This window comes from Sulfitobacter sp. DSM 110093 (assembly GCF_022788715.1).
In the GTDB taxonomy this organism is placed as follows: domain Bacteria; phylum Pseudomonadota; class Alphaproteobacteria; order Rhodobacterales; family Rhodobacteraceae; genus Sulfitobacter.
This window is the reverse complement of the sequence record NZ_CP085169.1, coordinates 234,061-257,421: the sequence shown is the minus strand read 5'-3', so window position 1 is coordinate 257,421 and position 23,361 is coordinate 234,061. Positions and strand designations below refer to the sequence as shown.

Sequence of the window (23,361 nt, the reverse complement as noted above, 5' to 3'; positions counted from 1 at the left end):
AATGCGAACCCCAATTGTGCTGGTATAGTGCTGGCGATCCCCGGTGGTCGTTGCGGCCGAACCCAGAGTATATTTGTATGCAGAACCCATTAGGGCAACTCTACCTGGATATACCCAACCTCGGGCCCGATCCACTGACGAGAAGCAATAATTTTAGAGGCTGAGACCCTGTAGCTGTTCTGGAACTGAGTATTTTTCCCCGCACAGGCTTCGACGATGGGATTTACGCCCTTATAGTCGCAGATAAAGCTCTTAATCACGATTCTATTTTCGCCGTCAAGATACCTGTGCACCCGTACAGCCTGCCCGCCATCTCTCATGGCCATCTCAGAAACATCGGTGTTCATAAGATCAAAGCCAAGCCCGCGGGTCCCAACGAGGACACCGTCTCTAAGTGAGAGCGAGATCCCGTCGGGCGTGACGTAAGTCACGACATCTCGGTTTACACCGGACTGAATGAGGACTGAAGCTTGGTCTCTATTCTCCAGCCGCGCGATCAGCAGCGCTTTGTTACCAAGGCGTTCACGCAGGTCCGGCGTCAGTTGTCGACGGATGCTCTCAACGGACTGCGAGGACTGAGCATTGCTAGGCCGGCCCGTGAGGCTCTGCATGGCAGATACGATTAGCTCTTGTTCGGGCTTTTCGGCGCCGCAACTCGCGATACCGACCACCATTAAGCACGCTAGGAGAATTTTGCTGCTCATCTCCAGAACCTTCCCCAGCTATCTTTCATTTCCGGCGCGTGGTAGCTGCGCACACTGTCATAAAGACGGTCCTGAACCTTCAGGCGGGCGCCGCCGTCGCGTGTGAGGGGCTGTACGACTGCGGTGTAAGTCTTATCCGATGCGGTACCAAGGAAGTGAGAAAGCGGCACAGTAAATCGAAGACCCTTGTCAAAAGAGCCTTCGCCGAAGTCATCGAAAGAGACATCCGTAAAGGTTGCATAGGCGCCGACACTCCAGCCGTTTGCAAATGTGCGGTCCAAGGAAAAAGTGGCACCGATGTCACCGGCCAAGTAGCGACCCGCATCGACTTGGCCTAAATAGCCGTTCCCAAAGTCGTAGTAAGCCGACAAATGACCTGTGGTCACATCATAATCACGAAATCCAAAACCCTGATCAAAGTCGCGCTGTACCGCGTAGTTAACCTCAGCGCCCAGGGCGAGACGACTGGCAACGGGCTTCCATAAAAGTTCGCTAGAAACCCCCCCGAACTCGGATTCGAGATAACCTGCCGTAACACGGGCGTAGTAATCTTTAGCGGGGCGGAAATAATGTGCTACCGTGAGATGCTTGAGCGCTGTTTCACCCGCGCGTGCATAGATATAGCCTTCTGATCTGACGCGGGGGATGACGGAATCTGACGGCCTGGTTGCATCGCCGATGTTGCCGGCCACGCGTTGCTCGATACTGCCGGAGATAATCCAGCTGGGAGTAATTTCATAGCGGCCTTCAAGGCGCAGGCCTGCATCTACGCGCACCGGTTGATCAGGGTCGAAATAACTTAAGGACGCATAGGGTCCCAAGGACCAAGTGAAGGGATTGAACTGACTGTCATTATATGTCGCACCGTCAAAGCTACCCGCGGCGTCAGAAATCTCTGCCCGCGCGTAACTTTGCCATGCGCCATCCGGCGCATGTTCGAGGTCTTCGAGATCAGAACGCTTGAGAGTTGTTGCCGAGAGGGGAATGCCATTTTCGACCGGCACAATCTTAAATGTCTCAATCGAAGCAGGCAGGACGCGGGTCAGTATCCGAGCACTCCGTCCGAGGGCTTCTGGTCTGGCCAGATAGCGATTGTTGCGAATATGGATGGTCGCGCTGCGCGCGTCGACCTCCATCGCCTCCAAAGCCATCCCATCGTTGTTCAGCAAGGCGGCTGTCTGCTCGCGCAAACGAACCTCGGCCCCTTGGGCCTGGGTCCAGCCGAGGTCTTCGGTTGCCCCTGGGGCACGCCGCTGAACCGGTAGGGGAGCGATGCCGGTGCCGCCATTGACGGCAGGGTGCCGCGGGTTGGTTCGCATATTCAAGGCAAATCCAATTTCCGAACCATATAGGTAATGGGCCTGCAAGTGGATGTTGTCTTGGATCCTATAATCTAGACCAAAGTTAAACGGGCTTTCTCGTTCAAAACCACCTTGTCCCGTCTCACGTGAATAGGCATCAGAGGAATATTCAGCTTTAAGGGTCAGCTTGTCGGTGGCCTGCCAGGCCACGCCGCCGAAAAAGGCCGCGTCTCCCCGGAACCAACCGGTAGACTCAATCTCGCCGCCGCGCCCAACGTCGCGTTCGGGTCTGGTTTCAAACCGATCATCAAGCACGCCGAGGGGGTTGGAAAAGCCATTGTAGCTCGCCAGTCGGCCCCAGCCGATACCCCCTGTAAACGTCAATCGTGGCGAGAAGGTTTTCGTCGCGACGATATATTCGCCCGAGTAGACGCCCGTACCGATAAAATCTTGCAACCCGACCGCAAGCGCAGGGCGTCTGGCCGTTTCTTTTAAAAACCGGTAGCGTAGGTCGAAGGATCGGTCAAAAAGATCACCTCCGGATGAATAGTCCTCGATCTTACTGTAACGAAAGCTGCCCGAAAGGCGCGGGGTGATCTGAAAGCTGAGTGTTGAACGCGTCGAATTTGCGAAGTTACTGACAGTTGCTGCAAGCTCGGCATCTTCAGCGCTCTGCGCTGTGGGCATGTCGATCAAACTAGGTGTGCCATATGTGGAATAGGAATAGCCCTGCGTTTCAGCCGAGACGGGCAACAGCAAAACGCTCAAGCCAAGCACCGCGCGCGGTGCTCGTTCTTTTAATCCTCGCTTTGCTATGGTTTTCATTCGAACATTCCTCATTAACTCTTAATCTGTTAAAGGCAGGCCCTTAGCTGTACAACCTGTGCGCGCGATTTTGAGCCCAATCGCCAGCCCTCAAGATTTTGATGTGGCCTAACTGTCGCAGTTGACCTACCTGAGGGCCGCAGAGATCGAAACGACGACCTGAGACCTATACTGGGGGGCCGCAGTGCTGACGCGCATCAAGTCGAAACTCAACAGCTGGCAAGGGCGCTCTGAGGCGCAAGATGCAGGAGCATCGATAAGCCTGCGCCCAGAGGTCCCGTTTTTTGCGGTCGGGGATATCCATGGTTGTGCAGCGCTACTTTCCAGGCTTTTCGACCGTCTTGACGAAGCGGCTCTGGGCCAGGAAACATGCGTTTTTCTGGGCGATTACATTGATCGGGGCGCGCAGTCGCGGCATGTCCTGTTGCAGCTCTATGAGATAAGCCAATTGATGCCTGAAAGAGTTATCTGTTTGATGGGGAACCATGAACGGATGATGCTGGATTTTATCGATGACCCCGCCGGGGCGGGGTCAATATGGCTTCAAAATGGTGGGGCGGAAACCCTGGAGAGCTTTGGGATAGGCCTGCGCCGGGGGGCGATGGACGCGGAGGTGTCGGTTCATCTGGCGGATCAATTGGAAGCTGCCTTGCCCGGGGGCATGCAGGACTGGCTGCGTGGCTTGCCGATGCAATGGTCGACCGGAAACATCTATTGTGTTCATGCGGCATTGTCGCCAAAGCGCGCGCCGGATGATCAGCGGGCGCAAGTCATGCTTTGGGGGCATCCCGACTTCCTAAAGGCCCAACGAGAGGACGGCAACATTGTTGTTCACGGTCATACGATCGTAAAGAATGCGGGCCTGGAAGGCGGGCGCATTGCAGTTGATACCGGTGCCTATCGCACAGGCCGGTTGAGCGCAGTGCATATTTTGCAAGGCGATTGCAAGGTCATCGAGACGCGGTAGGATTTGTCGCAAAAAACCGGCCGTGGGGCTGACTTCAGCCTTCCAATCGCCCGGCAGGATCTGTAAGCGTTCACAAATGAACGGTGCGCCGTTTGCATCAGAGTCGCAACGCGACCTCTGGTGCGGTAGCCGTGGATCACAGCGACGATGACCAGACAAATTGATGAAGATACCCGCTTCCGCGTGATGCGCGCGTTGGAGGCTGATCCTAAGCTTTCGCAGCGGGAGCTGGCAAAATCGTTGGGGGTCAGCCTTGGCCTTGTAAACTACTGCCTGAAGGGTCTGGTGGACAAAGGTCAGGTGAAGGTGAGCAACTTTCGCGCCTCGAACAACAAGCTGCGCTATGCCTATGTTTTGACGCCGCGCGGTGTTCTAGCCCGAGCGAAGCTGACAAGAGCGTTTCTAAAACGTCGGATGGTTGAGCATGAGGCCTTGATGGCGGAGATTGAGGCGCTGCAAGAAGAGGTTGAGACGGCCGGGCAGGCGGCTGCGGAAAATCTCCGATAGTTTGCGTTATTGGTAGTTTGAGCCAAAGAGCAACAAAATCATCCTTTTCGACCGTATGCCCAGAAAGCAATCGAGCCCTGCTAAAAAAGGCACTTATCGCCGCACGCTGCGAGAAAATTAAACTGTTGGTATTTTTATGAAGAAAGTTCTAATCATTTTCGGAACGCGACCCGAAGCAATCAAGATGGCACCGGTTGTTGGCAACCTTAAAGCGGCATCTGGCCTTGATGTGCGCGTTGCCGTGACCGCGCAGCATCGCGAAATGCTCGACCAGGTGCTGGCGCTGTTTAATATCTTGCCTGACTACGACCTGAATATTATGAAGCCCGGGCAGGGACTTACCGAGATAACTGCAGGCGTTTTGACAGGACTAAAGCCTGTTCTGGAGGAATTTGCCCCGGATCTGGTGTTAGTGCATGGCGATACCACAACCACCCTGTCGGCATCGCTGGCGGCATATTATCAACAGATTCCGGTCGGACACATTGAAGCTGGCCTGCGTACGGGCAATATCTATTCACCTTGGCCCGAAGAGGTGAACCGCAAGGTGTCCGGCGCGATTGCCGAGCTCCATTTTGCCCCGACCGAAATGGCCGCCGCTAATCTCGCCGCGGAAAACGTGCCCGCTAAGCTGATTTCCACAACGGGCAACACCGTTATTGATGCACTATTGCAGGTTGTCGCGCGGCTTGAAGCTAATCCGGCGCAGAGCTCCAAATTCGACTCCGATTTCGGTATTGATCCAACCAAACGATTGATCCTTGTAACGGGCCACCGGCGGGAAAGCTTCGGCGTCGGGTTCCAACGCATGTGTGACGCCCTGTCCACTCTGGCAGAGCGTGATGATGCGCAAATCATTTATCCCGTGCACCTCAATCCCAATGTGAAAGGTCCAGTCGAAGCCAACCTCGGTTCATTGGAAAACGTCCGCCTCATAGCGCCGCAAGACTATCTGCCCTTCGTCCATCTCATGCGCCGCGCGGACATTATCCTGACCGATTCCGGCGGCGTCCAAGAAGAGGCACCTTCGCTTGGTAAACCAGTGCTGGTGATGCGCGACACAACCGAGCGGCCCGAGGCCGTGAATGCTGGCACGGTGAAACTAGTAGGCACGGATACCGATCTGATTGTCCGCGAGGCCGGCATCCTGCTTGACGATACCGCTGCCTACGAAGCCATGGCGCGCGCACACAATCCCTATGGTGACGGGCTCGCATCGCAACGCATTCGGGACGCCATTCTGCGCTTCTTTAAAATCGATGGGACTAACTATTAATGTCGGAACAACCTTTCAACCGGATCTCTGTCATTGGGCTAGGCTATATCGGCCTTCCGACAGCGGCCATGTTCGCCTCACGAAAGATCGAGGTCGTCGGGGTCGACGTGAACCAAATGACCGTCGACACGATCAATCGCGGTGAGGTCCATATCGTCGAGCCGGATCTCGATTTAGTTGTGCGCGCTGTGGTACATGAAGGCTTCTTGCGCGCCACGACGACGCCTGAGCCGGCGGAGGCTTTCCTGGTCGCGGTGCCAACTCCCTTCAGAGGCGACAACTACGAACCCGACCTTGGCTATATTAAAGCCGCAGCCCGCGCCATTGCTCCGGTGCTGGAAGTCGGCAACCTAGTGATCCTGGAAAGCACATCCCCTGTCGGGGCGACTGAGGCCATGGTCGGCTGGCTTGCAGAAGCCCGGCCCGACTTGACCTTCCCCCACACCCACGGCGATGCCTCCGACATACGCGTGGCGCATTGCCCCGAACGGGTTCTGCCAGGCAAGGTAATGCAGGAGTTGATCACCAACGACCGAGTGATCGGTGGGATGTCCTCAAAATGCTCCACTCAAGCCGCGCGCCTCTACCAGACCTTCGTCACCGGCGACTGCGTGGTCGCCTCTGGGCCGCGGATTGCCGAAATGGCAAAGCTGACGGAAAACAGCTTTCGAGACGTCAACATCGCCTTTGCCAATGAACTGTCAATTATCTGCGACGAACTGGACATGGACGTCTGGGATCTGATTAAACTCGCCAATCGTCACCCGCGCGTGAGCATTCTCCAGCCCGGCCCAGGCGTGGGCGGCCATTGTATCGCGGTCGATCCATGGTTCATTGTTTCATCGGCTCCGGAGCAGGCGCGGCTCATAAAAACCGCACGTAAGGTCAACGATAGCAAGCCCAAGTGGGTGATCGAAAAGGTTTACGCAGCGATCGGTGCCCACCTGGCAGCAAACCCGGATAAAACTGCAGCAGACGTCTCTCTTGCGATCTACGGCCTCGCCTTCAAGCCCGATATCGACGACCTGCGCGAAAGCCCGGCTTTGAATATAGCGCGCGAGCTTGCGGGACATGTCAGAGGAAATATCCAAATTGTAGAACCAAATATCGACACACTGCCAAAGGGTCTCGGTGAGGCTAGCCTGACCGGGTTCGACGATGCGGCCGCGGCCGACATTCATGTCTTGCTGGTCGACCACACCGACTTCAAGACACGGCTGCAACCATCCGGAACGGTCGTCGATACACGAGGCGTCTGGTAGGTTTGCAACCGCGGCGGGGCGGGATCGGGTGTTGGCACACGGTCCTCATTTAATGCGCCCGGCCCTGCCATTGTCGACGGGACGAATGCAACGTTTGGCTCGGATAAAGGATTAGAAATGCTTCATTTGATAAAACGTGCTCTCTATCTCACAGTCAGAGATTTCCCGATCTTCAATTTTCCTGTGCTGCGTAAGCTCCGCAACCGCGTGTATGCTAGGATGTTCTCCGCTAAAGGCATAAACGTTGACTACCGGTGCCGTATCCAGGCCTCGCACCATGTGGTTGGTCAATTTATTCGGTTTGGTCAGAACCCCCACATCGGTTGTAATACATTGGTCGACTATACCGGTACAATCGTATCTGGAGACCGGCTGACGATTTCAGACGGGGCCTCGATCTTCACCCATAGCCACCCCCTCGATAAGGGCGTGCAAGACTGGCGGCCGGAGCCGGTACACTACTCGAAGTTGATGATTGGTGACGATGTGTGGATCGCGGCAGATGCAATCATCCTTGAATCCGTTCAGAAAATTGGGGAAGGTGCGGTTGTGGCCGCCGGTAGCGTCGTTACAAAGGACGTTCCAGCTGGCGCGATTGTGGTGGGTAACCCTGCGCGGGTTATGCGCATGCGCGCACACTTTAAGTCTAATTGATGTTCGCGCTGCTGACCTATCTGTTCGGCATGGCATCCATGCTTGTATGCGACATCTTGGTGTCGAAATTTCTGGGGGACGCTGACATTGCGCTTTGGGCGGATGTGCGCGCGCTCTTCGGCGTCCTTGCTGCCTTCGTAACGCTGGGTCTTGAGATGGTCATCATCCGCGCGCCGGGGGCCTCGCGCCTACTCCTGCGGCTGGTGCTCATGCAGGCCATGTTCCTCAGTCTCCCGCTGGGTTTTTTTGTGCACCAGCTCGGCTACCTAAGTAGCCCTTGGAGCGGTATCCTGCTCGCTTCGGGTGCCGCTTTTTCAGTAGCCCAGGGGCAGTATTTCCGCAGCCATGGCGCCTTTCTGGCTTCCCAACTTGCCCAGCAGGCATGGAAGGTCATAGCGCTCATCCTTCTAGCGGACTTCGTCTTTTTCCATCACCTAACGGCCTTGCCCATCGACCTGCTTGCAGGGGCCGCCGTCTTCGTGGTCTCGTTTCTCGGGTGGGGCCTCGTTCTTTCCAGCCAGACCGAGCGCGACGACGAAGAGCACGGCTTTCGTAAACACTACGCAATATCCTTTAGGTTCTTCGTCACTAACATCGTCTTGAACGTGGCACTCTTTGGCGAGCAGATGCTTGTCAACGGCCTCGGCACGAACGCGCAGGCCGCGATCTACTTCACCCACATGACCTATTTCTTACTACCGGTCTCAATAGTGACGACTTTTGTCGGCTTTCGTATTGGGCCATGGGTACGAGACAATCCCGCCATTTTCGAAGCGAAGTTCGTGCGCCGCCGGCTACCGATCCACGCGGTCATCCTTTTGACGGTCGCGCTGGCGCAGGCAATTGGCTGGATCGGATGGAGGATTATCGATCCTTCTGTTGGCGAGCCGAACGCTTTTTTACAGATCGCCTTCTTCATCTCGGCAACACTGCGTACATACTATGTCATCCCGAGCGCCTACAACGGAATCTTCGGAGCCCCGAAAGAGCACGACCTCCTGATTATCTCACAGCTGCTCCTGCTGCTGGTGCTAGCGGCAGGAATTTATACTGCCTTTCTTACACTTAACATTGTTGCCGTTGTCTCGATCGCAGGCGTCGTCAACTGGATGGCTCGGACCCTCATCTCCGATCGGATCATGAAACTTATCATGAAACGCCGTCAAGCCCAGGCGCAACAGAGGGTAAAAGGATGAAAGTGAAATCCTTCGCGACCTTCGCAGGAGGTTTCGCTGCACTGGCAGGCCTTTACTTGCTCATCGACCACCAAAGCACAAACGCCACCTACCGAGGGATCTGGATCCTGCCTCTCACATTCGTGATGGTCGTGCTTGGAATGTCGGGCGTGAGAAAGTTCGGCTTCACTTTCGCATTTCTGACCACGCTCTTTTTCGTTCGGTTGGTGCTCACGCCTCTCGCCATCCACTTTGCAGGGCCAGACTATACGGCACTCTCCTACCTCAGCGTCACAACGGACGAGGTCTTCAATGCGATTCTCCTGATCTCATGGGAATCCATCGCTGCAACCTTGTTTTTCGTCGTGGCAGCGGGTGCCATCGCCCGAATGAGGCCAGTGGCGGAGCCCGCAGTGCCACCAGTTTCACTACAAGGCTCCCAAATCGTCTACGGTGCAGTCGCAATGATTGGCTTGGTCCTGATCGTCACCTTTGGTCTTCCCCGCGGACTGCTTAACTTCGGCAGCATTACGATGGGCACTGTCGAAGCCGAGCGCTCCTCGATCGACATGCTGCTGATACAGATCATGATCACCGGGGCCTGGCTTATGTATCTTCTGACCATCCATCGTCAGGCCCTACGCTATCGCCGCAATCCGACCCGGATGCCCCCCCTCGTCGGAATCGCAGCTGGCGTACTGCTCCTGATGTTGATCTTCGGTGACCGGCGCAGCATCCAACTTTATACCGGGATCGCCGTTACCACGACGCTCTTCGCCTGCTTCCCTGACCGCAAGCGAGTGATCGTCTCCTCGACCGTGATCACCACCGTGGCCGTCATTGCAATCGTTTCGTTCTGGCGCATGTTCACACGCCACGACATCGAACTCACCTCCGCCACTCTGCTGGGCCAGTCTCTTATGGCGACAATTGCGACCACCCTACAGTCCTATTCTGGTGGACCTTATCAGGTTGCCGCTGCAAATGGCATCCTGCTCAGCGAAGACGTCGGACTTGGAAACGTAGTCTTCGACTTCTTGCGATCCACCTTCGTAGTCAACTTCTTCGTCAACGATAGCAGAATGCTGACCTCCCAAATCATGAACGCTAACATCTACGACGGGAACTTCCTGACCGGCTGGCTCGTGTTTACGACTAGCTATGGCGCCATCTCGCTGGGCCCCGTGTTCATGCCCCTCTTCCTTATCTTGAACATCTCACTCGCGATGATGAGCGAAAGCGTATTCCGCCGCGCGCGCGGACTAGAGGTTAGATTCCTCTTCATTTATCTCTTTGCCCGGATGTCGTTGTTCCCGTTCAACGCGACACCGTTGCTGCTCTCGTTTTTTTCGCTTCAGTTGTTCACTGTCGGTCTAATCTTCTTCGCCGCTATCTTGGTGAAAAGGATCGATCAGCCCTTCGTGAGGAAGACCTCATGGACATGATAACTTGCACGATGTACTCCCGCCCCAAGTTTTCGCAGCAGGAAGCTTCCAAAGGTCACAAGCCATGAAACAGATTACCATCCTTGCCCCGCTCCCCGCGCCGGGCCGACGGCAGCGATTGGCAAAAATGATCCCGCAATACCTTAGCGTAGGCATATCTGTGCGGTTTCGTGGCTGGGACCGCGTGCGCGGCGAGGCGGTGCAATGGAAGTGGACCGGCGCGCCGATCGACGAGGCCATCATCCTTAGCGGTGGCGGGCACAGCAATCGCTTGGCGCGTGCGATGTATCCTATTTGGATGCTAAGGGTCTTCTTCTTTGTGCTTCTCGCCTCTGAACGGCAGACATTCCACTGTCTGGGTTGGGAAACGGCTTTCCCTGCTACTCTTGCTGCTCTATTGCGCCGCCATCCCATCATATTTGACGACGCCGACCGGTTCTCGATGATCCTTGGTCTGACGGGCGCGCTGAGGTCCGTCGTCATGGCGCTTGAAGACTGGACCGCGGCGCGTTCGGCGCTGCATATCATCCCCAGTCGTTCGCGTCACACGAAGCAGCTCAACACCGATTTTGTGCTTCCGAACACGCCAACGGCCAAGGATCTAGATCTAGCCGCCGCAAAAGTGGCGGAAAAGCCTGCTGGTTTCGTTGTCTATGCCAATGGATGGCTTCCAGACACACGGGGAGCACTGTTGATCGCCGAAGCATTTAAACGATTTGCAAACGGCAAGTCCGATGTTGCGTTGCTTATCGCCGGCTTTGTGCCAGACGAAATCCGCGACACCGTGATTGACGCGGAGTACGTGAACTACAAAGGGGAAATGCCGCAGGTTGAGGCTCTGGCGCTGTACAAAGCCAGTGACGTATTGCTCACGTTTTACGATCCGGCGGTAGAGATCAATCGCTATGCTGAGCCTAACAAATGGGGCGACGCCATGTGCTTCGGTGTCCCGTTTATCGTCAATTCTGAGGTTGAGACTGCACGTGAATTTATCGATGCTGGCGTGGCTTTCGCCGTGCCCTACGGAGATCCGGACGCTCTGGCTGCGCTGCTCACCGAGCTTTATGAGAATCCTGAACGTCTTCAATCTGCAGTCAGAAATTTCGGTGCCTTGCCCGAAATCGTTTCTGCCTTCGACGCCCGGTTCCAGGAGGCGATCGACCAAGTCTTCCCCCGGGAACGAAGAAATTAGAAAGGTAAGTTAGATGACACCCACGAATGTTAAGTCGGTACTGATCACCGGAGGCACCGGCTCTTTCGGGAAAACCATGCTGCAGGATCTTCTCAACAACGGTTGCTCGGAAATCAGGATTCTGAGCCGAGACGAGGAAAAACAGGACATGCTGCGCACGACCCTGCGCAGTGCTAATGTCCGTTACTACATCGGCGACATTCGTGACCGCGATAGTGTCGACCGGGCTATGGCTGGCGTCGATTGCGTGTTTCACGCCGCGGCGCTCAAGCAGGTGCCATCTTGTGAGTTTTTCCCGATCGAAGCTGTCCGCACCAACATCCTCGGCTCGGAGAACGTGATCCGGTCGGCTGCGGACCAGAAGGTCCGGTCGGTCGTCTGCCTTTCGACCGACAAGGCGGTGTTGCCGGTGAACGCCATGGGCATGTCAAAGGCGATGATGGAAAAGCTCGCCCAGGCGCTGGCTCGTTCGCTCGGGCCGAATTCTGTGACCACGGTGTCGATGGTTCGCTACGGCAACGTAATGTATTCGCGCGGCTCTGTGATCCCGCTCTTCATCCGCCAGATCAAGACGGGTGCTCCGATCACCGTGACCGAGTCTCAAATGACGCGTTTCTTGATGCCGTTACGGGATTCGGTCGCACTAGTGCATCACGCCTTCGATCACGCGCGCCAGGGTGATCTATTTATCCGCAAGGCTGCGGCGTCGACCATCGCGGACTTGGTCACTGCGCTCCTAGAGCTGTTCGACGTTCCTGACCACCCTGTTGAGGAAATCGGCTGGCGCCATGCTGAAAAGCTTTATGAGACACTGGCCACTGCGCAAGAGCTTACACAATCCGAGGATATGGGTGATTATTATCGGATCCGGATGGATGACCGAGATCTCAACTACAACGCCTATTTTAGCGAGGGTGAACACGAAACCATCCATCAAGAGGATTATCATTCGCACAACACGGAAAGACTCGATGTAGACGGTGTGAAAGCCCTCTTGCTATCGTTACCCGAAATACAAGCCGAATTGGTCGACTGGAAGGCCAGAGCATGAAGATTGTCATCACGGGTGCCGGGGGCCTAATCGGATGCCATGCTTCAGTCAGGGCACATGCTGCCAACTGTGCGGCCCGGTTCAAAGGTACGGAGCTACCATATGACCTTGTGATGTTGGATCACGCCGGGTTCGAGGATGAAGCACAACTCCACGCCGCGGTCTCCGGGGCTGACGCTGTGCTGCACTTCGCCGGCGTGAACCGAGCGCCCGACGACGTGATCGAGGCCGCAAACCCGGCCATCGCGCGCCGCCTTTCCGAGGCTTGCAGGGTCACCGAAAGCCGTCCGCACATTGTCTACGCCAACTCAACCCATGCATACAGTGACTCGCCGTACGGGCGGTCAAAGCGGCTCGCAGGCGAGATACTGTCGGGGATCGGTGGTCGCTATTCCGATTTGGTGCTGCCACACATTTTCGGAGAAGGAGCCCGCCCGCGCTACAACAACGTGACGGCGACCTTCAGCGAGGCTGTTATCGCGGGGGAAACCCCCGAGATCAACCCCGAGGGGCGGGTCTCGCTCCTACACGCGGGCGTCGCGGCGCAAGCGGCGCTGGATGCGATCTCCGAGGGCCAGACGGGCACGATCCGGCCTGCCTCGCGCGACATCGCGGTGGCGGATCTGTTCGATCTTCTTCGGAATTTTCACGCGGACTACCAGGCCGATATCTATCCCAATCTTCAGGACCCTTTCACCGTCGCGCTGTTCAACAGCTATCGAGCGGAGCTGTATCCGGAGGGGTTCCCGCGACCTATAAAGCTCAACACCGATGGGCGCGGCACCTTATTCGAAGCCGTGAAGGGTGGCGGCGGCGGGCAGACCTTCCTTTCGACGACAATGCCGGGAGTAACCCGCGGCGACCATTTTCACCTAAACAAGGTCGAACGTTTCCTGGTCGTTCAGGGCGAGGCGGTGATCCGCATCCGCAAGGTACTAAGTGACGAGGTCTGGGAGTATCGTGTGTCGGGCGCCGCCCCGGCGCCCGTCGACATGCCCACATTGCACACCCATTCAATCGAGAACGTCGGTGACACCGAACTGTTGACACTGTTTTGGACGCACGATCTTTTCGACGCCGCCAATCCTGATACTTTTGCCGACAAGGTTTTGAAATGAAACGCCTCAAAGTCATGACCATTCTCGGCACCCGGCCCGAGATCATCCGCCTATCCCGCGTTATGGCACGCCTCGACGACTACACCGAACACGTGATCGTCCACACCGGTCAGAACTGGGACTATGAGTTAAACGAGGTGTTTTTCGAAGATCTTGGGGTGCGCAAACCAGACCATTTCCTTGGCACCGGCGGGGGCACGCTAGGCGAAACACTTGGCAAGATCCTGGCCGAAAGTGAAAAGGTGTTGGCTTCGGAAAAACCGGATGCGGTCATCGTTCTGGGTGATACCAACTCGGCTATTTCGGCGATCATAGCGCGTCGCATGAAGGTTCCTGTCTATCACATGGAGGCTGGTAACCGCTCTTATGACCGCAACGTGCCGGAGGAAACTAATCGCAAACTGGTCGATCATATCTCGGATTTCAACCTAGTCTATACTGAGCACGCACGCAGGCACCTGTTGTCCGAAGGAGTGCATCACCGTCGTATTTACCTGACTGGCTCGCCGATGCGCGAGGTTCTCGATCACTATCGCAACCGGATCAAAACCTCGGACGTGCTGGACCGCCTTAGGCTGAAGGAACATGAATACATCATCGCTTCTCTGCACCGCGAAGAGAATGTCGACAGCTCGACCCGACTTGCGCAATTGGTGGGCGCACTCAATCTGCTAGCCGAGCGCCATGACATGCCGGTCATTGTGTCGACCCACCCGCGCACCCGGAAGCGGCTCGATGCGCTACAAGGCCAGACGCTCGATGACCGCGTGCAGTGGATGAAGCCGTTCGGGTTCCACGATTACAACCATCTGCAGATGAAGGCGTTCTGTGCTATTTCGGATAGCGGCACTATCGCCGAAGAAAGTTCGATGTTAGGGTTTCCGGCGATCACGCCGCGCGACGCCATCGAACGCCCGGAGAGCCTTGACGTTGGCTGCATCATTGCGACGGGGCTAGATCAAAATACCATCGTGAACAGTGTCGATGCAGTGACGCGGATGTTTGCCGAACGGCGAGAGACTGGTGCCTCGCATCCGATCCCTGCAGAGTATTGCGTTATGAACACTTCCGAACGCGTGGTCTCCCTGGTTCTGGGAACGGCGAAGCTCTCGAATGTTTGGGATGGCATCCGGACAAACGATCTGACATGACCAAGCCCACCGCATCGTACGCTGCTACGAAAAAGCCAAAGGTCGTCCACCTCAGCCAGTTGTTCGACCCAGAGCCCACCTTCAAAGGACACGATTTCGTCCAGGGACTCGAGTGCCGTGGCTTCGAGGTCGAGGTGGTCACCGGGTTTCCCAACTACCCTGGTGGGAAGATCTATGACGGCTACAGAATCCGGCCTATAGTACGTGAAAAGATGGGAGAAACCGAGATCACGCGCTTGGCTGTATTTCCGTCTCACGACAGATCGGCCTTGAAACGGATCGTGACCTACACAAGTTTCATGATCACGTCGTTCCTATACCTGACCTTCAGAGCACGGCGATCCGACCTGATCTATGTGTACTATCCAGCCCTGACCGCCGGGCTCGCCGCCATCGCAGTCCAGCTTTTCCGCAGGACACCGGTGCTTCTTGACGTGCAAGACATGTGGCCGGATTCCCTTGGGTCGTCGGGCATGATGCGAAACCGGTTCTTCCTAGGCATCGCCAACGCGGCCTGCAACCTTCTGTATCGGCGCTGCGATCACATCCTAGTCCTGTCGCCCGGGTTTAAGACGTTGCTTGTCGAGCGCGGTGTTCCGGCCGACAAGATCACCATCGTCTACAACTGGGCCGACGAGCAACCCGCGGTCGAGGATCGCAGCCTGCCCGAAGGATTCGATCCGGACGATGGGTTTCGGGTGCTGTTTGCCGGCAACATGGGCGCGGCTCAACAGCTCGACGCGGTCATCGACGCTGCCGCACGCCTACAGAGCGAACATCCGGACTGCGTGTTCTATTTCATGGGTGGCGGCATCGACAGAGACCGCCTTGCCGAGCGCGCCCGGAACCTAAGCCTCTCTAATGTGCGTTTTCTTCCGCGCGTGCCGTTGCAGGAAGTGCAGCGCTTCCTTGTTGCCGCAGATGCCCTATTGGTGCATCTGACAGATGAGCCGCTCTACCGGATCACAATTCCTTCCAAGACCCAAGCCTACCTATACGCCGGTCGGCCGATCCTGATGGGGGTCGCCGGGGACGCTGCTGATCTGGTGCGCGAAGCGGATGCCGGTTATGTGTTCGCACCGGGAGATTCCGAGGCGCTGGCCGAAAACGTGCGCCAGCTCATAGCCGACGGACCGGCCCGTCGAGATGAAATTGGGAGCAATGCGCACCGGTTCTACATTGAAACATTGCGCCGGTCGAAGGGGATCGATTCCACGGTGGAATTGATCAATCGTTTTCGAAAAGGATCGCGCAGCACCGATCTGGCAAAAAAGGAGTGTCGACTTGAGCACTGAATCCGTTCCGTTCTTCCGTCCGTCGATTGGCGAGGACGAGATCGCCGCTGTGACGGAGTGTTTGCGCTCCGGCTGGTTGACAACGGGCCCGAAAACCGCCGCCTTTGAAAAGGCATTCACCGACTTCCTAGGTGGGGATGTCGAAGCCGTAGCGGTCAACTCGGCCACGGCCGCGCTGCATCTTGGGCTCGAGGCGCTTGGGGTCGGTCCCGGAGATGAGGTCATCGTGCCGACGTTGACCTTCACCGCTACAGCCGAAGTTGTACGCTATCTTGGCGCACAGCCCGTTCTGGTCGATATCGACCCCGCGACCCTGTGCATCGACCCCGACCGCGTCGAAGCCGCGATCACGCCGAGAACTAAAGTCCTAATACCGGTGCATTTCGCGGGCCGGATGAGCGACATGACCACGCTTCGGGCCATCGCCGACAAGCACGGGTTGCAAATCCTCGACGATGCGGCGCACGCGTTGCCTGCTCATCACCAGGGGGTCACAGTCGGCAAGGCCGGTGCGGATGTCACCGCGTTTAGTTTCTACGCAAATAAAACCATAACTACGGGAGAAGGCGGCATGTTGGTCACTGCTGACCCATCCACCGCCGCCAGGGTTCGCACCATGCGCCTGCACGGGATTGACCGCGACGTGTTCAACCGGTTTACCGATCCGCGCGCGAGCTGGGTCTACGACGTCGTTGCACCCGGCTTCAAATATAACTTAACCGATATCGCTTCCGCGCTTGGCCTGGTGCAGCTGCAACGCGCCAACGACTTCGGCCGGATTCGCGCTGAGCGCGTTGCGCGGTACGACGCAGCTTTCTCTGATTTGCCCTTAATTTTGCCTCCGGGCCCGGCCGATGGAGATGGCCACTCCTGGCACCTCTACATTATTCAACTGACCGAGGACGCCCCTCTCAACCGCGACGATTTTATTCTCGCCCTGAAAGAAGAGGGCATTAGCACCTCAGTGCACTACCGGCCCTTGCATCTGATGACGGTCTGGAAGCCCTTCTGTGAAGGGGCCTGCTTCGAGCATGCAGACTTAGTTTTCAGCCGCTGTGTGTCGCTGCCCTTGTTCATGGCCATGACCGACGCTGAACAGAATAGGGTAATCGAAGCTGTGCGCAGTGTCCTCAAAGGAGTCACAAATTGACGCAAAAACCGCGCGCCCTACGGATCGGCTGGATGAGCCACCATGTCGAGGGGATCAAACCACTGAAGGCCGTTCTGGCGGCTGCGTTCCCAGTCAATGCGATCATAACCCTGCATGATGATTTGATGGCCAATAAATCGGGGGCCGCGGATTTTACCAGCATCGCGGCAGAGCACGATGTTCCGTTGCATCGCGTTCGCAACGCAAACGACCCCGCATCCGTCGAGTTGCTGAACGGCCTGAACCTGGACGTTCTTTTTGTTATCGGCTGGTCACAGATCCTTCATCTTCCCGCGCTGCGGTCCGCAAGACTAGGCTGCTTCGGCGCCCATGCTTCGATGCTGCCCGCCAACCGGGGCAGCGCTCCAATTAACTGGGCCCTGATCAAAGGTGAAAAACAGACGGGAAACACGCTTATGCGGTTGTCCGAAGGAGTCGATGCTGGAGACATCGTGGCCCAAAAACCGATTCAGATCTCTTCGTTCGACAACGTTGCGACTCTTTATGATCGTGTGGCCGAGACGAACTGCGAGATGGTTCTAACGCTGCTGAAGGATCTAGCTGAAGGGAAGCCCCTCCAAGCGCAGCCCCAGCGGCACGACGGATCGCCATTGCTCCCACGACGACATCCAGAACACGGTCAGGTCGATTGGGCGCAGCCCGCTCGTAAGGTGTATGATTTCATTCGCGCACTGACCCGACCCTATCCCGGCGCGTTCTCCAGCGCAGACGGTACGCGTACAACGATCTGGAGAAGCGCCTTGCTACCCGTCGCCGGACGCTTGAGTGAGCCTGGCATGGTTCTCGGTCAAATAGTTTCGGACAGCGCGCGCGCCTGTGGTCTGGTCGTGTCTTGCTCCGAGGGTGCTGTCGTTCTGCTAGAAATCGAAGATGCCAAAGGCAAGATTTTGTCGGGACGAGAACTTGCGCTCAGCGGTATATCCAATTTTTTCAACCCACAGGATCGTCACTGATGACAAAAAAAAATGTTTTGGTGATTGCGGCTCACCCAGACGATGAATTACTCGGCGTAGGCGGGACGATCGCGCTTCATTCTGCCGCCGGTGATCATGTGACCTGCGTAGTGGCCGCTTCAGGCAAACTTAAGCACGACAGCGACGGCAAAAAAGGAGTCCATGCACAGGCACATCGCGCTGCCAATGTGCTTGGCGTTCAGGAACTGAAGCTACTGGATTTTCCCGATCAAGGCCTTGACAAGTTTTCGCTGGTCGAAATCATTTCGCCTCTCGAGGCTATCGTGGAAACGGTCCGTCCTGACATCGTCTATCTACAGTATGGCTATGACATCAACCGGGATCACCAGATCCTTTTCCAAGCCGCTCTGGTGGCAACCCGCCCGATGGAACAATTTATTCAGGCTATTTTCGCATTCGATACCGTGAGTTCAACCGAGTGGGCTTATCCGCGCAATTTTGTGCCGGATACCTGGGTCGATATTTCCGCCACGCTTGAACGCAAGATCGAGGCAATGGCATGCTACGAGACGGAATTGCGGGACTGGCCACACCCACGCTCGCTGCATTCCCTACGGGTAAAGGCAGAAAGCGCCGGGTCGCAGGTGGTATCGGAGGCCGCCGAGTGTTTCATGACCATTAGGCGGGTGTTGCGCAATGACCAAACGCCTGTTTGACATCGCGGTAGCCGCAATCGCGCTGCTCGTCGCCGCGCCGTTCATTATGGCGGCAGCGATCGGCATCAAGCTTACTTCACCCGGGCCCATTTTTTATCTCGCCCAAAGAGCAGGTCGCAATGGTGCCCCGTTCACGATGTACAAACTTCGGACCATGCACGTTGTGCAAACCGAGGCACAGTCGATTACCTCACCCGGTGACAATCGCATTTTTCCTTTCGGTAACCTCATCCGCCGGCTGAAGGTCGATGAGCTACCGCAGTTTTGGAATATCCTGAACGGAAACATGTCGTTGGTAGGGCCGCGCCCCGAGGCACCCGATATCGTCGAAAAGCACTACACCGACTGGATGTACGAAACCTTGAGGATCAGGCCCGGTGTGACCAGCCCTGGCGCCATCTACAACTACCTCATGGCCGACACCTTGCTCGACGACACCGATCCCGAAGGCAGCTATGCGCGCAACGTTCTGCCGCCAAAGCTCGCCCTCGAACTTGCTTATTTGGACCGTGCGAATTTCTCTAGTGATCTGAGCTATATGGCTTTGACCGCTTGGGCGATCATGGCGCATGTGATTGGCCGCAATGTGCAATTGCCTGAGTCCGACATCATCAATGCCTCTGAGTGGGCACCGCAGGGACCCTATCCTAGAAATCGTGCATAGCGGCACATTCGTCTTTTGCCTCGGTATTCATACCCATCCAAAATGAATCCGCGCGTCTCGTAAAACCTGCGTACGAGGTCATTTTCCTCCGCGTCGGTAGTTAGGATGAGCCGGTGCGCACCCTCCGAACGGGCCTTGTACGCGAAAGCCTCCAACAGGGCGCCACCGCCGCCCGACCCAGGCGTACTTACTGCGATCGAAGATAGTTCGACAGCATCGACCGGTTGATGGGCTTGTGCCTCGACACGACGCATATTGTGGAATATTTTCAATATCAGCCCGGGATCGCGCAAAACAGCCAGCATAATAGCCGGTAGCATCTGACTGCGTTGCCGCTTGAACATTGCATAAAATCCCTGCGGGTCACGGAATCCGACGGCGAATCCTAAGATTGAGTCTGTTTCGTGTGCCACCAGGGCAACGGAAGCTTCGAAGTCCAGAACTGCTTGATAATAAGCACGTAAAAACTTTGATCCCATGCGGGATAGAAAGAAGCCGGAGAAAGCCTTCTTATGGATCACAACTACAGCATCAAGATCCGTATATTCCATCTCTCTGATCATCATTATTACAACCTTTCTATTTCGAAGCGGCCTGCAAGTTTGGAGATCCCATACTAATTATACCTACCGAACGGCACCTTGTTATTATATTTATTTAATATGGTAATGATATGATGGTATGCTCTTACCCTTATCAAACCGCTAATATTATGGCGAACATCGATGGAGAAAGAAGCATCTAGGAGACATCCAGGTTTTGCAAATTAATCTGCCCGAGACCACTTACAGACAAATACTTTTCCTTCAATGTCTCTAAACGTTTTTTTGCAAAGGTAGTGAACAGTCCTGTTGAATGCCTTGCCTCGGTTGACCGCGTCGCACTTCTGTAAAAATGAGGTCTGAAATATTACAGTCGAGCGGTGTATAATCGAGCGGTAGTTCATGCAAAATGGCGATCACTTCCGGTAAATTGAAGGCTGTACAAGCGAGAATGAGGCGATCCAGCACCGACATTAACTCATCCGAAGGAAGAGACTCTTCTGAGGCTGTCAAGATCCTTGGGTGGTTCGTCGGAGCGGGATTGCTACCAATAAGTAGTTCCTCGTAGAGCTTTTCGCCCTTGCGCAGCCCAGTGATACAAATTGGGATATCACCCTTCTCAATGGAACTCTGATCAGCATGCTCGACCATGTAGGGCTTTAACCCATGTAGCTTTACCATGCTGAACGCTAAATCTAGGATTCTGACCGGCTCACCCATATCGAGGACAAAAACGTCACCACCGCGGCCCATGGCCCCTGCTTGAATTACCAATTGCGCCGCTTCGGGGATCGTCATGAAATAGCGGGTAATGTCTTTATGGGTGACTGTTACCGGCCCCCCATACTCGATTTGTGCCTGGAACCGTGGTATCACCGATCCAGATGAGCCTAGGACGTTTCCGAAACGGACCATTGAGAAAACTGTGCTTACGCCGTCGGCTGCCTGAGCCTGACAAATCAATTCTGCGATGCGCTTAGTCGCACCCATGATATTTGTCGGGCGGACAGCTTTATCAGTGGAAATCAGGATAAAATTCTCGACATGGTGTTTTTTCGCCGCAAGGACTATCGTGAGGGTACCGAACACGTTGTTCCGAACGCCTTCAATAATGTTTTCTTCAACCAGCGGTACATGCTTGTACGCGGCCGCATGGTAGATCGTCTGTACGCCAAAGGCTTTTATAGCCGCCTCCAAACGGCGGTTGTTCTGGACTGACCCGAGGATCGGGATTACCTTGGTATAAAGCTTAAGGCGCTTAGCCGTCGCTGATATTTCAGCTTCAATGGTGTACAAAGAAAATTCGGATGCCTCAAAGAGGACTAAGGCCGATGGTGCCTGGTTCAGGATTTGACGGCAAAGTTCGCTCCCAATCGATCCACCTGCGCCGGAAACCATCACCACCTTTCCGGTGATGTTCTTTCGGAATAGGTTAGGATCTGGGACAACTGGATCACGCCCAAGTAGGTCTTCAGCCGAAACAGTGCGTAGTTCAGATATTTTGGCTTTGCCGCTAATGATATCTGGTATTCCTGGGATTGTTTTGATTTCGGCCTGCTGGTCTTCAAGATTCCTTACAATTGCGCGGCGCCGCGCGCGGGTTATGCTTGGTATTGCCAACAAGATAACATTAGCGCCAGTTCTTTCGATGAGTTGTGGAACGCGATCGGGTGCGTAGACTTTAAGCCCGGCGATCGTCATGTCTTGTAACGTTGGATCATCGTCAACTAGAGCGACCGGCGCATATTCTTGGCCATGGATGAGAGAATTCATCAGTTGTAGCCCTGCATCGCCTGCACCGTAGATAATTACTGGCTTCTTACGTAGCTGTTTGGGCTTGCGGAAAACTGCCCGGGTGAAGACCCTGAGCCCACCAATGAACAAGAAAGCAAGTACGGCAAAAATGATGGGCACAGATCGCGGTACTAAGGCACCGAAAACAATGCTCGCTCCATAAAGGACGGCTGCGGAAATCACGGCTCCTTTGCCAATCTTCAGAAGGGTTTCTTCAGTGATGAATCGGACAAGGGCACGGTAGAGGCCAAAGTACCGAAATGCGATCAAGGCCACTACCGTGGCTGCAGTGAGCGACCACCACAACTCAGTTTGCAAAAGGAAAGTTGTGCTTTCGAGACGGAATACCATCGCGCAAATAAACGATAGGACAATCAAACAAGCATCAACTGCTAGCTGCAAGGCGATTTTTGCCTGCCTACTCAAGTTTGAAAGGTACGATATGTAATTTTGCACTAGAAAATTTCCGAGTTTTGAACTTTTGCCGATCAATACGGCATTCGGTAAAAAGATTGGTAGTAATATTGAGGAGGTCGATGATTACTGATGCGAAGTTTGTCCTTAGGGTCGTTCGACAGCCTGACAAGTGAGCTTAAAACCTTCCCTATCGACTTGTAGCAGCGCAAATCTACACTAAAACAGAGAAGAGCTACAGTTTTTTCAAACTTGGGCCGATTTTGCTTGAGCATCTAGGGCAATCTTAACCTGAGGCCGCAGTCCCCAATGAGTTGGATTCGATCCGGGCCCGGTGTTAGCGCAAGAGAAACGCTACCCTTTCGTTAAGGCTGACCTGCGAAACGCTCTTGCTTCTTTCTTCGTTTCGTTGATCTCGGTGATGGCGAGTTTAACGTCCGCGCGATTAGGGGCGTTCCAGCTTCCGAAGAAATTAGGCTGCAGGACCCGCGGCGAAAGAATGGGCTGCCGGGGTCATTTCACGCGAACTTTGCGGATTGACCGGCTTGCCGAGAAATTCACGGTTACCTGTGCAAACAATAATATCACCACTGTCCAGAGCACGCACAAACGTCCCTTGTGCTTGTATGTAATCGCTCACAATAACGGTGCGAAGCTTAGCTGTCGTCCCCTAAAAAGTCTCTCGGTTCTTTAAACCTAACCCATGATAGACTGCAAGCGCAGCGATCTGATTTGGCGCAAGACCTCTGCGCTTTGTTTGAAAACGGGCTTTCCTTATTTGGGTTGCAAGCTGGGTTGGCATCACAGGCATCGACTTGCTTCTTCAACATCAGCCCCCGGCAAATTCTTGATACCAATAATATGTTTGCTGACCTGACAAACGGGGGTACGCCATGTGAACCTGCTTGGCATTGCGATTGGGGCCAGCATTGGTCTGGTGATCCATCGGTGAAGCAGGGACTGGTTCATGAGCCATGGCCGACAGAATTAGTCCCGAGGCTTCAAGGACGAAATCTCATCCTCGATCAAAGCATCTTTCGTAAACGCTGGATGACGAGGGGGCGAAAGACCGGGAAGATTGAAGGTTCGGCCTATTTTAAAAAAGTTCGATATGAGCAGCGTCGCTGATTGCACCGGAACGGCTATCGCGGACCAAACCTCATGTTTTCCCGGTCGCTCAGACAATCTCTAAAGCGCGGCCCAACCTGGGACCAGCCGTCACT

Annotated in this window: 20 protein-coding genes; 16 read left to right on the top strand and 4 right to left on the bottom strand. The window is 55.3% G+C overall.

Going from position 1 to position 23,361, the window contains the following annotated elements:
• Positions 1-89: 89 nt before the first annotated feature.
• Together DSM110093_RS19400 and DSM110093_RS19395 are read right to left on the bottom strand one after the other, a co-directional pair.
• Positions 90-704 (bottom strand): YjbF family lipoprotein, encoded by a 615-nt coding sequence (locus DSM110093_RS19400; protein ID WP_243268056.1) that lies wholly within the window; start codon positions 702-704, stop codon positions 90-92.
• Entirely contained in the window at positions 701-2,830 is a 2,130-nt protein-coding gene (locus tag DSM110093_RS19395) for a YjbH domain-containing protein (protein WP_243268055.1), read from the bottom strand. Before DSM110093_RS19395 ends, DSM110093_RS19400 begins: the two co-directional genes overlap by 4 nt.
• A gap of 184 nt (positions 2,831-3,014) precedes the next feature.
• Between DSM110093_RS19395 and DSM110093_RS19390 the strand changes: the two genes are divergently transcribed.
• The 16 genes from DSM110093_RS19390 to DSM110093_RS19315 all read left to right on the top strand — a co-directional run bounded on the left by DSM110093_RS19390 (position 3,015) and on the right by DSM110093_RS19315 (position 19,388).
• On the top strand, positions 3,015-3,797 hold the full coding sequence (locus DSM110093_RS19390; RefSeq protein WP_243268054.1) for a metallophosphoesterase family protein: 783 nt from the start codon (positions 3,015-3,017) through the stop codon (positions 3,795-3,797).
• Positions 3,798-3,944: 147 nt separating this feature from the next.
• On the top strand, positions 3,945-4,304 hold the full coding sequence (locus tag DSM110093_RS19385; protein WP_243268053.1) for a MarR family EPS-associated transcriptional regulator: 360 nt from the start codon (positions 3,945-3,947) through the stop codon (positions 4,302-4,304).
• 136 nt (positions 4,305-4,440) lie between these two features.
• Entirely contained in the window at positions 4,441-5,580 is a 1,140-nt protein-coding gene (wecB, locus tag DSM110093_RS19380; RefSeq protein WP_243268051.1) for a UDP-N-acetylglucosamine 2-epimerase (non-hydrolyzing), read from the top strand.
• On the top strand, positions 5,580-6,842 hold the full coding sequence (wecC, locus tag DSM110093_RS19375; RefSeq protein ID WP_243268050.1) for a UDP-N-acetyl-D-mannosamine dehydrogenase: 1,263 nt from the start codon (positions 5,580-5,582) through the stop codon (positions 6,840-6,842). The genes wecB (DSM110093_RS19380) and wecC overlap by 1 nt, the downstream gene beginning before the upstream one ends.
• Before the next feature lie 117 nt (positions 6,843-6,959).
• Positions 6,960-7,496 carry an acyltransferase gene (locus tag DSM110093_RS20910; RefSeq protein WP_279290865.1) on the top strand — a complete coding sequence of 179 codons (537 nt, stop codon included), beginning with the start codon at positions 6,960-6,962 and terminating at the stop codon, positions 7,494-7,496.
• On the top strand, positions 7,496-8,692 hold the full coding sequence (locus DSM110093_RS19365) for a hypothetical protein (protein ID WP_243268048.1): 1,197 nt from the start codon (positions 7,496-7,498) through the stop codon (positions 8,690-8,692). The genes DSM110093_RS20910 and DSM110093_RS19365 overlap by 1 nt, the downstream gene beginning before the upstream one ends.
• The gene (locus DSM110093_RS19360) at positions 8,689-10,116 is read left to right on the top strand and encodes a hypothetical protein (RefSeq protein ID WP_243268047.1); all 1,428 of its coding nucleotides are present in this window, start codon (positions 8,689-8,691) and stop codon (positions 10,114-10,116) included. Before DSM110093_RS19365 ends, DSM110093_RS19360 begins: the two co-directional genes overlap by 4 nt.
• 127 nt (positions 10,117-10,243) lie before the next feature.
• A complete protein-coding gene (locus tag DSM110093_RS19355; RefSeq protein ID WP_243268115.1) occupies positions 10,244-11,308 on the top strand; it encodes a glycosyltransferase in 1,065 nt (354 codons plus the stop codon).
• 13 nt (positions 11,309-11,321) lie between these two features.
• Positions 11,322-12,359, top strand: a complete 1,038-nt coding sequence (locus DSM110093_RS19350; RefSeq protein WP_243268046.1) for an SDR family NAD(P)-dependent oxidoreductase — start codon at positions 11,322-11,324, stop codon at positions 12,357-12,359.
• On the top strand, positions 12,356-13,477 hold the full coding sequence (locus DSM110093_RS19345; RefSeq protein ID WP_243268045.1) for an NAD-dependent epimerase/dehydratase family protein: 1,122 nt from the start codon (positions 12,356-12,358) through the stop codon (positions 13,475-13,477). Before DSM110093_RS19350 ends, DSM110093_RS19345 begins: the two co-directional genes overlap by 4 nt.
• Positions 13,474-14,628, top strand: coding sequence for a UDP-N-acetylglucosamine 2-epimerase (non-hydrolyzing) (gene wecB / locus DSM110093_RS19340; protein WP_243268044.1), 1,155 nt, complete (start codon positions 13,474-13,476; stop codon positions 14,626-14,628). Before DSM110093_RS19345 ends, wecB (DSM110093_RS19340) begins: the two co-directional genes overlap by 4 nt.
• Positions 14,625-15,923, top strand: coding sequence for a glycosyltransferase family 4 protein (locus tag DSM110093_RS19335; protein WP_243268043.1), 1,299 nt, complete (start codon positions 14,625-14,627; stop codon positions 15,921-15,923). The genes wecB (DSM110093_RS19340) and DSM110093_RS19335 overlap by 4 nt, the downstream gene beginning before the upstream one ends.
• Positions 15,913-17,073, top strand: coding sequence for a DegT/DnrJ/EryC1/StrS family aminotransferase (locus DSM110093_RS19330; RefSeq protein WP_243268042.1), 1,161 nt, complete (start codon positions 15,913-15,915; stop codon positions 17,071-17,073). Before DSM110093_RS19335 ends, DSM110093_RS19330 begins: the two co-directional genes overlap by 11 nt.
• Positions 17,070-18,047 (top strand): methionyl-tRNA formyltransferase, encoded by a 978-nt coding sequence (locus DSM110093_RS19325; RefSeq protein WP_243268041.1) that lies wholly within the window; start codon positions 17,070-17,072, stop codon positions 18,045-18,047. The genes DSM110093_RS19330 and DSM110093_RS19325 overlap by 4 nt, the downstream gene beginning before the upstream one ends.
• Positions 18,047-18,724: a PIG-L family deacetylase gene (locus DSM110093_RS19320; protein WP_243268040.1), complete on the top strand. Its 678-nt coding sequence runs from the start codon at positions 18,047-18,049 to the stop codon at positions 18,722-18,724. The genes DSM110093_RS19325 and DSM110093_RS19320 overlap by 1 nt, the downstream gene beginning before the upstream one ends.
• A complete protein-coding gene (locus DSM110093_RS19315) occupies positions 18,705-19,388 on the top strand; it encodes a sugar transferase (protein ID WP_243268039.1) in 684 nt (227 codons plus the stop codon). The genes DSM110093_RS19320 and DSM110093_RS19315 overlap by 20 nt, the downstream gene beginning before the upstream one ends.
• On the opposite strand, the gene DSM110093_RS19310 is transcribed toward DSM110093_RS19315, so the two are convergent.
• Together DSM110093_RS19310 and DSM110093_RS19305 are read right to left on the bottom strand one after the other, a co-directional pair.
• The gene (locus tag DSM110093_RS19310) at positions 19,367-19,954 is read right to left on the bottom strand and encodes a GNAT family N-acetyltransferase (protein ID WP_243268038.1); all 588 of its coding nucleotides are present in this window, start codon (positions 19,952-19,954) and stop codon (positions 19,367-19,369) included. The genes DSM110093_RS19315 and DSM110093_RS19310 overlap by 22 nt on opposite strands.
• Positions 19,955-20,203: 249 nt before the next feature.
• Positions 20,204-22,216, bottom strand: coding sequence for a nucleoside-diphosphate sugar epimerase/dehydratase (locus DSM110093_RS19305; protein ID WP_243268037.1), 2,013 nt, complete (start codon positions 22,214-22,216; stop codon positions 20,204-20,206).
• Positions 22,217-23,361 lie beyond the last annotated feature (1,145 nt).